This is a genomic window from Streptomyces sp. NPDC012825 (assembly GCF_042900925.1).
Classification (GTDB): domain Bacteria; phylum Actinomycetota; class Actinomycetes; order Streptomycetales; family Streptomycetaceae; genus Streptomyces.
Window position 1 is genome coordinate 422,139 of sequence record NZ_JBIBBZ010000005.1, and the last position, 10,221, is coordinate 432,359.

The following is a 10,221-nucleotide window of genomic DNA, read 5'->3' on the forward strand; positions in this document are numbered from 1 at the left end:
CACTCGCCCCGCACGACCCACGCAACCCGCTCACCCGTCCGCCCGCGCCGCCGCGAGGAGTTCCTCCGCGTGGGCCCGGGCCGTCTCGGAGTCCTCCTGGCCGGCGAGCATCCGGGACAGTTCGCGGACCCGCTCCTCGCCCTCCAGGACGGTGACGCCGGAGCGGGTGACCGAGCCGTCGTTGGTCTTCTCCACGAGGAGCTGGCGGTCGGCGAAGGCCGCGACCTGCGGGAGGTGGGTGACGACGACGACCTGCGCGGTCCTGGCGAGCTTGGCGAGACGGCGGCCGATCTCGACGGCCGCCTTGCCGCCGACGCCCGCGTCGACCTCGTCGAAGAGGTACGTGGGCACCGGGTCGACCCCGGCGAAGACGACCTCGACGGCCAGCATCACCCGGGACAGCTCACCGCCCGACGCGCCCTTGGCGATCGGCCGCGGCGGCGCGCCGGGGTGCGGGGCGAGCAGCAGCTCGACCTCGTCGGCCCCGGACGGCCCGTACGCGACCCGCCGGCCGCCGACCTCGACGCCCTCGGGGTCCTCGGTCTGCGAGAGGGAGAAGGACACGCGCGCGTGCGGCATGGCGAGCGAGGCGAGTTCGGCGGTGACGGCGGCGGCGAACCGGTCCGCCGCCTCCGTGCGCGCGTCGGTGAGCCGCTGCGCGAGCGCCGACAGCTCGTCGCGCAGCCGGTCCCGCTCGGCGGTCAGCTCCTCGATCCGGTCGTCGTCGTTGTCCAGCTCGCCGAGCCGGGCCGCGCTCTCCTCCGCCCAGGCCAGGACCGCGCCGGTGCCCTCCCCGTCCCCGTACTTCCGGACGAGCTGGGTGAGGGCCGCGCGCCGCTCCTCGACGGCGGCGAGCCGCAGCGGATCGGCGTCCAGGTCGTCGGCGTACCCGGCCAGCTCGGTGGCCACGTCGGCGAGCAGGATGGAGATCTCGTCCATCCGGTCGGCGAGCGCGGCGAGCGCCGGGTCGTGCGACCGCACGGCCTCCAGGGCCCGGCCCGCGCCCGCGACGAGCGTGGTCGCGTCGACGGACTCGGGGTCCTCGGGCGAGCCGGCGAGCGCGCCGTGGGCGAGCGCGGCGGCGGAGGCGAGGGCCTCGGCGTGCCCGAGCCGCTCGGCCTCCGCGGCCAGTTCGGCGTCCTCGCCGGGCAGCGGGGCGACGGCCTCGACCTCGTCGAGTCCGAAGCGCAGCAGATCGGCCTCCTGGGCGCGTTCCCTGGCCCGGGTGGTGATCTCGTCCAGCTCGGCGGTGACGGCCCGCAGCCGCCGGTACGCCCCGCCGTAGGCGGCGAGCGGCACCGAGACGGCCTCGCCCGCGTACCGGTCGAGCGCGCCGCGCTGCCGGGCGGGCTTGAGCAGCCCCTGCTGGTCGGTCTGGCCGTGGACGGCGACGAGTTCGTCGGCGAGCTCGGCGAGCAGCCCGACGGGCACGGAGCGCCCGCCGAGGTGGGCCCGGGAGCGCCCCTCGGCCGAGACCGTACGGCTGACGAGGAGGACCCCCTCGTCCAGCTCGGCCCCGGCCTCCTCGGCGCGCACGGCTGCGGGCGCGCCCGGGGGCACGCTGATCCGTCCCTCGACCACGGCCGAGGCCGCGCCGATCCGTACGAGCGCCGGGTCGGCCCGTCCGCCGAGCAGCAGCCCCAGACTGGTCACGACCATGGTCTTGCCCGCGCCGGTCTCACCGGTCACCGCGGTGAAGCCGGGCGACAACTCGACCACAGCGTCGTCGATGACCCCGAGCGACCGTATCCGCATCTCCTCCAGCACGCCCCAGACCTTACGAGGTTTCCCTGGTCCGATGCGACATCGCCCCGGCCGTAACCCTCCGGCGCGCCGATCGTTCCGGCACCCGGCGGAGGCGGGGCCGGTCAGCGCGGGGCGCCCCGCCAGCCCGACACCGGAAGGGCGAACTTGGCGACGAGCCGGTCCGTGAAGGAGGCGTGGTGCAGCCGGGCGAGCCGGACCGGGACGGCGCCCCGCCGGACCTCGACCCGCGCGCCCGCCGGGAGCTCCACCGTCCGCCGCCCGTCGCACCACAGCACCCCGTCGGGGGTGTGCGGCTCGACCTCGACCGCGAGGATCGACTCGGGGGTGGTCACCAGCGGCTTGGCGAAGAGGGCGTGGGCCCCGATCGGGACCATGAGCAGCGCCTCGACCTCGGGCCAGACGACCGGCCCGCCCGCCGAGAAGGCGTACGCGGTGGAGCCGGTCGGTGTCGCGCAGATCACCCCGTCGCAGCCGAAGCCGGTCACCGGCCGCCCGTCGATCGCGAGCACGACCTCCAGCATCCGCTCCGGGGACACCTTCTGCACGGCCGCCTCGTTGAGCGCCCAGTCGCGGTGCAGGACGTCGCCGTTCTGGTAGACGGTGACGTCGAGGGTCATCCGCTCCTCGACCTCGTACGCCCGGGTGACGACCCGGTCGACGACCCGGTCGAGGTCGTCGCGCTCGGCCTCCGCGAGGAAGCCGACCCGCCCCAGGTTGACGCCGAGCATCGGCACCCCGGAGGCGCGGGAGAACTCGGCGCCGCGCAGCAGGGTGCCGTCGCCGCCGAGGACGACGAGGAGTTCGCAGTCGTCGATCGCCTCGGAGCAGGCCTCGGGGACCTTCTCGACGGAGGACGGCAGCGGCAGGTCCGCCGCCTCGGCCTCCAGGACGCGGACGCCGAGCCCGGCGCGCAGCAGCCCCAGGACGACCAGTTCGGCGCTGCGCACGGCGGCCGGCCGGCCGGTGTGCGCGAGCAGGAAGACGGTGCGTGGTGCGGTCTCTGGTGGTGCTGCCGTTGAGCTCAACGAGGTCCCTCCGCCACGGCGCGGTCGACGTCCGCCGGATCCAGCGCGGGCGCCCCTGCCCGCAGCCACAGAAAGTACTCGACGTTCCCCGAGGGGCCGGGCAGCGGGCTGGCGGTGACGCCGAGGACGCCGAGCCCCAGCTCGCCGGCCCGCCGGGCCACGTTCTTCACGGCGTCGGCCCGGAGTTCGGCGGACCGGACGACTCCGCCCGTGCCGAGCCGCTCCTTGCCCACCTCGAACTGCGGTTTGACCATCAGGACGAGGTCGGCGTCCGGCGCCGTGCAGGACGCCAGGGCAGGCAGGACGAGGCCGAGCGGGATGAAGGACAGGTCCCCGACGACGAGGTCGACGGGCACGCCGTCGATCACGTCCAATGTCAACTCGCGTACGTTCGTGCGGTCCTTCACGGTGACCCGCTCGTCGCTCTGCAGCGACCAGGCGAGCTGCCCGTAGCCGACGTCGACGGCGACGACGTGGGCCGCGCCCGCGCGCAGCAGGACGTCCGTGAAGCCGCCGGTGGAGGCCCCGGCGTCGAGCGCGCGCCGCCCCTCGACCACGAGCCCCAGGGGCACGAAGGCCTCGAAGGCGCCGGCGAGCTTGTGGCCGCCGCGCGAGACGTAGTCGGGGTCGGAGTCGTCCTGGACGACGACGATGGCCGCGGCGGTCTCGACCTGGGTGGCGGGCTTGGTGGCGACGTTCTTGCCGACGGTCACCCGGCCCGCGGCGATCAGCTGGCTCGCGTGCTCCCGCGAGCGCGCGAGCTTGCGCCGGACCAGCTCGGCGTCGAGACGGCGGCGTGCCACTCCTGCCACGTTCTGTTCAGCTCCTGTTGTCGTGCGGACGGGGGGCGGGGTGTGCGTCGAGCGAGGTCAGCTCGTCGCGCAGGCCCCGGTGTACATCCTCGTACACCTCCGGGTGCCCGTCCGCCGGGAGGGCGTCGACCTCGGCGAGACGCGCGAGGCGGGCGTCGACGGCGGGGTGGCCGGTGAGCTCCCGGGCGACCCCGAGGGGCGCGGGCGCGGCGGGCTCGTCGGGCACCCCGCCGGGCGTTCCCCCGGTCTCCCCGGACACTCCGTCGGCATGGTCGTCCAGCACCGGTTCCACAGCTGGTTCCGTTGATTCCGTCGCCGGTTCCCCAGCCGGTCCCGGCATCGCGTCGCTCATGCCCCGACGCTACCGCGAAGCCCTGGGGTACCGTCGACGGCGATGGCGACGATCACGGAGTGCCGCGGCGCACTGGACAGACTTTCCGACAACCTCGCGCGGGCGGAGGGCGACGTGCGCGGCGCCGCCGCGCTCGACCGCACCCTGAGCTGCCACGTCACCGACCTGGACACCACCTTCACGGGCCGCCTCGCGGACGGCCGGATCCGGGTGGACTCCACGGTGGAGGGCCCGCCGCCGGCCAAGGCGCAGATCCGGCTCGCGATGACCGGTGACGACCTGGTGGCGATGGTGGACGGGCGGCTGCACTTCGCGAAGGCCTGGGCCTCGGGCCGGGTCAGGCTGGAGGCCGGCTTCCGCGACCTCCTGCGGCTCCGCTCGCTTCTGTAGCGCCCCTCCCCCGCCCCGGCGTCACTTCCGCAGCGCGGGCTCCGCCGTCGCGACGGCGCGCGCCTTCCGCCCGGCGGGCACGACCAGCGGCGTCCCCGTCTCCGGATCCTCGATGACCTGGCAGCGGAGTCCGAAGACCCGCTCGACCAGCTCGGCGGTCACGACCTCGGACGGCGGCCCCTCGGCGACCACCTCGCCGGCGCGGACGGCGATGAGGTGGGTCGCGTACCGGGCCGCGTGGTTGAGGTCGTGCAGGACGGCGACGAGCGTGCGCCCCTGCGTCTCGTGCAGCTCGGCGCACAGGTCGAGGACGTCGATCTGATGCTGGATGTCGAGGTACGTCGTCGGCTCGTCGAGCAGGAGCAGCGGGGTCTGCTGGGCGAGTGCCATGGCGATCCAGACGCGCTGGCGCTGGCCGCCGGAGAGCTCGTCCACGTACCGGTCGGCCAGCTCGGCGACGCCGGTCGCCTCCATCGACTCCCGGGTGATCCGCTCGTCCTCCGGGGACCACTGGCGCAGCAGCCCTTGGTGCGGATAGCGGCCGCGGGCGACGAGGTCGGAGACGGTGATGCCGTCGGGGGCCAGGGAGGTCTGGGGCAGCAGCCCGAGGGTCTTGGCGACCTTCTTGGCGGGCAGGGAGTGGATCGACTGCCCGTCGAGCAGGACGCGTCCCCGGGTGGGCTTCAGCATCCGGGAGAGGGCGCGCAGCAGCGTGGACTTGCCGCAGGCGTTCGGCCCGACGATGACGGTGAAGGAGTTGTCGGGGATCTCGACGGACAGGTCACGGGCGATGACCCGCTGCTCGTACGCCAGGGTGACCGCTTCCGTGCTCAGGCGCTGCCTCCGCCGACCGTCCGTACCCGCCATACCCGCGACTCCCGTCGTCCTCGTCCGTGACCGTGGCGGACGCTGACGACCACGACCCAAGCGGAGTTAGGTTAGCCTACCCAACTCCTTGAGCCGCCTCACGGCCGCCCGCCCCGGCCCTCCGACCAGGCCCCTCCGACCGGACCCCAAGCCACCGCCCGCCCTGCCTTCTCCCTCCCTGCCCCCGCTTACAGCCCCAGCCGCGTGATCGCCTTCTCGGCGTCCAAGGCGCCCGCCCCGGCCCCCGCCGCCGACCACGCGGCCCCGCACAGGGCCCGTACGCCGTCCACGGGATCGGTCTCCCCGGCCGAAGTCGCCTCGACCGTCAGCGCGCCCCCGTCCACCGAGGCCCGCCAAGCCCCGCACACGAACCCGCCGTCCCCGTCGGCGACCACCTCCGGCTGGCCCGTGAGCAGCCCCCGCAGATCGGCCGCCACGTACGTCGGCCGGTGCTCGGGCACGGCCGCGAGGAGCTGCGCCACGTCCGTCACCCCGGTCAGGACGAGCAGCGAGTCCACGCCGCCGTTGAACGCGCCCTCGATGTCCGTGTCGAGCCGGTCCCCGACGACCAGGGGCCGCTCCGCCCCGGTCCGCAGCACCGTCTCCCGGTGCATCGGCGGCAGCGGCTTGCCCGCCGCCTTCGGCTCGAAGCGCCCGCCGGTGGCGATCCGCACGACCTCCACGGCCGCCCCGTTCCCGGGCCCGATCCCGCGCGCGCCGGGGATCGTCAGGTCCGTGTTGGAGGCGTACCACGGCACGCCCCGCCCCACCGCGTACGCGGCCTCCGCGAACCGCTTCCACGGCAGCTCGGGGCCGCCGTACCCCTGCACGACCGCCGCCGGGTCGTCGTCCGCCGACTCCACCGGCACCAGGCCCCGCTCGCGCAGCGCCACCGCGAGCCCCTCGCCGCCGATGAGCAGCACCCGGGACCCGGCCGGCACCTCGTCCGCGATCAGCCGCGCGACGGCCTGCGCCGAGGTGACCACGTCCCCGGCCTCCGCCGGCACCCCGAGCTCCGTGAGGTGCTCCGCGACCGCCTCCGGCGTCCGCAGCGCGTTGTTGGTGACGTACGCGAGACGCATCCCGGCGTCCCGGGCCGTCCCGAGGGACTCGACGGCGTACGGAACGGCCAGGCCGCCCGCGTACACGACCCCGTCCAGATCGAGGAGGGCCGTGTCGTACGCCCCGCTCAGCGGCTCCGCGCTGCTCCCCGGCCTCGTCCTGCCGCCGCCCTGCCGTCCCTCGCCGCCGTGCACCGTCACGCTCGCTCCTCGCCTCACCGGTTGTGATCCCCCCGCTACCCCGATCATCGCTCATGCCCCGGCGCACATACGATGTCGAGATGAACACCTCAGGTCACGCGGCCGCCGACGTCCGCGACGACAGCGCGGGGCTGCGCCTGTCCCCGTTCCGCGGGCTGCGGTACGTCCCCGAGCGGGTCGGCAGCCTCGCCGCCGTGACGTCCCCTCCCTACGACGTCGTCGTCCGACCTGACGGGCTGCTCCACCTGGAGTCGGCGGACCCGCACAACATCGTCCGGCTGATCCTCCCCCAGGCGATCACCGCCGGCACCCGCCACCGCAAGGCCGCCGTCACCCTCGACCGCTGGCTCGCGGACGGCGTCCTCGCGCCCGATCCGGTGCCCGCGCTCTACGTGTACGAGCAGCGGGGCGACGGGATACTCCAGCGCGGGATCATCGGTGCCCTGGAGCTCTCCGCCCCCGAGGCGGGCGTCGTCCTCCCGCACGAGGACGTGATGCCGCACGTGGTCGAGGACCGCGCCGCCCTGATGCGGACGACCGCGGCCAACCTCGAACCCCTGCTCCTCACCTACGTCGGCGAGGAGGACGGCGGCGCGGACGCGGTGATCGAGCGGACCGTGGAACGTGAACCGCTCTTCTCCACCACCACCGAGGACGGCTTCTGCCACCGCCTGTGGGCGGTGACCGACCCGGCCGAGCAGGCCGCCGTCGCCGCGGACCTCGGCCGCCACCAGGCCCTCATCGCCGACGGTCACCACCGCTGGGCGACGTACCTGCGCCTGCGCGAGGAGCACCTCGCGCCGGGCCCCTGGAACCGCGGCCTGGTCCTCCTGGTCGACACCGCCCGCTATCCCCTGCGGGTCCGCGCCATCCACCGCCTCCTCAACCGCCTCCCGGTCGCCGACGCCCTCGCGGCCGTCGAGGGCTCCTTCCGGGTGCGCCGCCTCGACGGCCCCCTGCCGGCGGCGCTGGAGGCCCTCGCGGCCGCCACGGCCGACGGCACCGCCTTCCTCCTCACGGGCGACGGCGCCTTCCACCTCCTGGACCGCCCGGACCCGGCCCTCCTGGACCGCACGGTCCGCGCGGACCGTCCCGAGGCCTGGCGCACGCTGGACGCGACCGTCCTGCACTCCGCCCTCCTGGAGCACGTCTGGCACGTCCCGGACGCCCCCGAGGACATCGCCTACATCCACGACACCGAGGCGGCCGTGGCCCAGGCGGAGCGCCGCGGCGGTACGGCGGTCCTCATGCACCCGGTACGGGAGGAGGTCGTCCGGGACCTGGCCCGCCAAGGCGTCACGATGCCCCGCAAGTCGACCTCCTTCGGCCCGAAACCGGCGACGGGCCTGGTCCTGAGAAGCCTCGCGCTGGACTGAGGAACACCGGAGACGAAGAAGGGCGGCACCCGCGGGTGCCGCCCTTCCCACTCACCGGTCCCGGCCCGGATCAGCCCTTGTCGCCGTCACGGTCGTCGTCGTCACGGTCGTCGCCGTCGAGCTCGACGTCATCGACGACAACGCCGCCGGTCTCCTCCACGGAGTCCTCCTCGGAGCTCTCCTCCGAGTCGTCGAACGCGTCGACGAACTCGACGCCGTCCAGCTCGGCGAGCCGGTCGGAGGCGTCCGTGGCGCCGTCCTTGTCGGCCTCCAGCGCCTTGCCGAACCACTCGCGGGCCTCCTGCTCGCGGTCGGCGGCGAGGAGCGCGTCGGCGTACGCGTACCGCAGGCGCGCGGTCCACGGGTGAACGGCGCCCGAGGCGAGCTCGGGGCTCTGCAGCGTCACGATGGCCGCGTCGATCTGGCCCATGTCCCGGCGGGCGCCGGCGGCCACGAGCCGCATCTCGACCTGCCCGGCCTTGTCCAGCTTCTGCACCTCGGGCTCACCGGCCATCGCCAGCGCCCGCTCGGGCCGGCCGAGGCCGCGCTCGCAGTCGGCCATGACGGGCCACAGTTCGACGCCACCGCTCATCCGCCGCGCGGCCCGGAACTCGGACAGCGCCTCGGAGTACTTCTGCGTGGCGTACGCGGCGAAGCCGGCGGCCTCGCGGACGGCGGCGACGCGGGACGCGAGCCGCAGGGCGACCCTGGAGTAGCCGTACGCCTTCTCCGGGTCCTCGTCGATCAGCTGGGCGACCATGACGAGGTTGCGCGAGACCTCCTCGGCGAGCCCCTTGGGCAGGCTCATCAGCTCCTGGCGCACGTCCGGGTCGATCTCCTCACCGGTGACCTCCGGCGGGATCGGCAGCCGCTTGACGGGCGCGCGGTCACCACGGTCCCGGTCATGGTCCCGACCGCCCCGGTCGTCACGGCGCCCGTACCCACCACGGCTGTCGCCGCCCCGGTCGTCCCGCCGGAAGCCACCGCCCCGGCTGTCACCACCACGGTCGTCCCGACGGAACCCGCCGCCGCCCCGATTGTCATCGCGCCGGAAGCCACCGCCACGGTTGTCACCACCACGGTCGTCCCGACGGAACCCACCGCCACCACGGTTGTCGTCCCGACGCTCATCACGCTGGTACGAGGGACGCTCGTCGCGACGGAACGACGGACGCTCGTCACGCCGGTCATCGCGACGGAATCCGCCGCCGCCCCGGTTGTCGTCACGCCGGTCGTCACGCTGGTACGAAGGCCGGTCATCGCGACGGAACGACGGACGCTCATCACGCCGCTCGTCGCGACGGAACCCACCGCCACCGCCCCGATTGTCACCACCACGGTCATCGCGCCGGAAGCCACCACCGCCGCGGTTGTCGCCACCACGGTCGTCCCGACGGAACCCACCGCCGCGGTTGTCGTCCCGACGCTCGTCGCGACGGAACGACGGACGCTCGTCACGCCGGTCATCGCGACGGAATCCGCCGCCGCCCCGGTTGTCGTCACGCCGGTCGTCACGCTGGTACGAAGGCCGGTCGTCCCGACGGAACGAGGGCCGCTCATCACGGCGGTCGTCACGCCTGTCGTCGCGACGGAAACCACCGCCACCGCCCCGATTGTCACCACCACGGTCATCGCGACGGAACCCACCACCGCGGTTGTCACCACCACGGTCATCGCGACGGAACCCACCACCGCGGTTGTCACCACCACGGTCGTCCCGACGGAACCCACCGCCGCGGTTGTCGTCCCGACGCTCGTCACGCTGGTACGAAGGCCGGTCATCGCGACGGAACGACGGACGCTCATCACGCCGCTCGTCGCGACGGAACCCGCCACCGCCCCGGCTGTCGTCCCGCCGGAACGACGGGCGGTCGTCACGCCGGTCGTCCCGACGGTCATCACGGCGGAAGCCACCGCCACGGTTGTCGCCGCCACGGTTGTCACCACCGCGGCTGTCACGGCCACGGTCGTCACGGCGGTCATCGCGACGGAATCCGCCGCCGCCCCGGTTGTCACCACCGCGATTGTCGCCGCCACGGTCGTCCCGGCGCGGTCCACGGAAGCCGCCCCGGTCGCCACCAGCACCGTCCCTGCGACGCGGCTCGCGCTCCGGACGGTCGTCGGGAGAGTTGGTGGGCATGGTCGTAACTCCTGTCTTCGGGTACTGCGGTCATTCTCGCGCAGCCGGCACTCCGCCGCGCAGTGGAGAAAAATCAGGGAAAAACAAAAGAACCCCTGGTCCCAGCGTGAACGCTGGGACCAGGGGTCCTGAAGAATTGTTCGGCGGTGTCCTACTCTCCCACAGGGTCCCCCCTGCAGTACCATCGGCGCTGAAAGGCTTAGCTTCCGGGTTCGGAATGTAACCGGGCG

Annotated in this window: 9 protein-coding genes, 1 rRNA gene and 1 pseudogene; 2 read left to right on the forward strand and 9 right to left on the reverse strand. The window is 74.2% G+C overall.

From position 1 onward, the window contains the following. Nucleotides 1–30: 30 nt before the first annotated feature. The 4 genes from recN to ACFY7E_RS15535 form a co-directional block, all read right to left on the reverse strand. Nucleotides 31–1,755 (reverse strand): DNA repair protein RecN, encoded by a 1,725-nt coding sequence (recN, locus tag ACFY7E_RS15520; protein WP_389484984.1) that lies wholly within the window; start codon nucleotides 1,753–1,755, stop codon nucleotides 31–33. 113 nt (nucleotides 1,756–1,868) lie between these two features. Beyond that, entirely contained in the window at nucleotides 1,869–2,792 is a 924-nt protein-coding gene (locus tag ACFY7E_RS15525) for an NAD kinase (protein ID WP_389484937.1), read from the reverse strand. Continuing rightward, nucleotides 2,789–3,604 carry a TlyA family RNA methyltransferase gene (locus ACFY7E_RS15530; protein WP_389484939.1) on the reverse strand — a complete coding sequence of 272 codons (816 nt, stop codon included), beginning with the start codon at nucleotides 3,602–3,604 and terminating at the stop codon, nucleotides 2,789–2,791. The genes ACFY7E_RS15525 and ACFY7E_RS15530 overlap by 4 nt, the downstream gene beginning before the upstream one ends. A 7-nt stretch (nucleotides 3,605–3,611) precedes the next feature. Then, nucleotides 3,612–3,956, reverse strand: a complete 345-nt coding sequence (locus ACFY7E_RS15535) for a hypothetical protein (RefSeq protein WP_389484942.1) — start codon at nucleotides 3,954–3,956, stop codon at nucleotides 3,612–3,614. Nucleotides 3,957–3,998: 42 nt separating this feature from the next. Between ACFY7E_RS15535 and ACFY7E_RS15540 the strand changes: the two genes are divergently transcribed. Further along, nucleotides 3,999–4,346, forward strand: a complete 348-nt coding sequence (locus ACFY7E_RS15540; RefSeq protein WP_389484944.1) for an SCP2 sterol-binding domain-containing protein — start codon at nucleotides 3,999–4,001, stop codon at nucleotides 4,344–4,346. A 21-nt stretch (nucleotides 4,347–4,367) separates the two neighbouring features. On the opposite strand, the gene ACFY7E_RS15545 is transcribed toward ACFY7E_RS15540, so the two are convergent. Both ACFY7E_RS15545 and ACFY7E_RS15550 read right to left on the reverse strand, forming a co-directional pair. After that, nucleotides 4,368–5,213 (reverse strand): ABC transporter ATP-binding protein, encoded by an 846-nt coding sequence (locus tag ACFY7E_RS15545; protein ID WP_389484946.1) that lies wholly within the window; start codon nucleotides 5,211–5,213, stop codon nucleotides 4,368–4,370. Nucleotides 5,214–5,401: 188 nt separating this feature from the next. Next, nucleotides 5,402–6,475: an HAD hydrolase-like protein gene (locus ACFY7E_RS15550; protein ID WP_389484949.1), complete on the reverse strand. Its 1,074-nt coding sequence runs from the start codon at nucleotides 6,473–6,475 to the stop codon at nucleotides 5,402–5,404. A gap of 80 nt (nucleotides 6,476–6,555) precedes the next feature. On the opposite strand from ACFY7E_RS15550, the gene ACFY7E_RS15555 reads away from it, so the two are divergent. After that, nucleotides 6,556–7,851, forward strand: coding sequence for a DUF1015 domain-containing protein (locus ACFY7E_RS15555; RefSeq protein WP_389484952.1), 1,296 nt, complete (start codon nucleotides 6,556–6,558; stop codon nucleotides 7,849–7,851). Between the two features lie 70 nt (nucleotides 7,852–7,921). Here ACFY7E_RS15555 and ACFY7E_RS15560 read toward each other — a convergent pair whose 3' ends face one another. The 3 genes and pseudogenes from ACFY7E_RS15560 to rrf all read right to left on the reverse strand — a co-directional run. Then, nucleotides 7,922–8,719 (reverse strand): hypothetical protein, encoded by a 798-nt coding sequence (locus ACFY7E_RS15560; protein ID WP_389484988.1) that lies wholly within the window; start codon nucleotides 8,717–8,719, stop codon nucleotides 7,922–7,924. Nucleotides 8,720–8,833: 114 nt separating this feature from the next. Beyond that, a pseudogene (locus ACFY7E_RS15565) lies at nucleotides 8,834–9,991 on the reverse strand (hypothetical protein); the annotation flags it as partial. Nucleotides 9,992–10,129: 138 nt separating this feature from the next. Further along, nucleotides 10,130–10,221 (reverse strand): 5S ribosomal RNA (gene rrf / locus ACFY7E_RS15570); the annotation flags it as partial.

What these genes read in the sequence shown, in the direction of transcription:
- ACFY7E_RS15535 (WP_389484942.1), bottom strand. Translation starts at nt 3,956, where the DNA reads ATGAGCGACGCGATGCCGGGACCGGCTGGGGAACCGGCGACGGAATCA.
- recN (WP_389484984.1), bottom strand. Translation starts at nt 1,755, where the DNA reads ATGCGGATACGGTCGCTCGGGGTCATCGACGACGCTGTGGTCGAGTTG.
- ACFY7E_RS15555 (WP_389484952.1), top strand. Translation starts at nt 6,556, where the DNA reads ATGAACACCTCAGGTCACGCGGCCGCCGACGTCCGCGACGACAGCGCG.
- ACFY7E_RS15540 (WP_389484944.1), top strand. Translation starts at nt 3,999, where the DNA reads ATGGCGACGATCACGGAGTGCCGCGGCGCACTGGACAGACTTTCCGAC.
- ACFY7E_RS15545 (WP_389484946.1), bottom strand. Translation starts at nt 5,213, where the DNA reads ATGGCGGGTACGGACGGTCGGCGGAGGCAGCGCCTGAGCACGGAAGCG.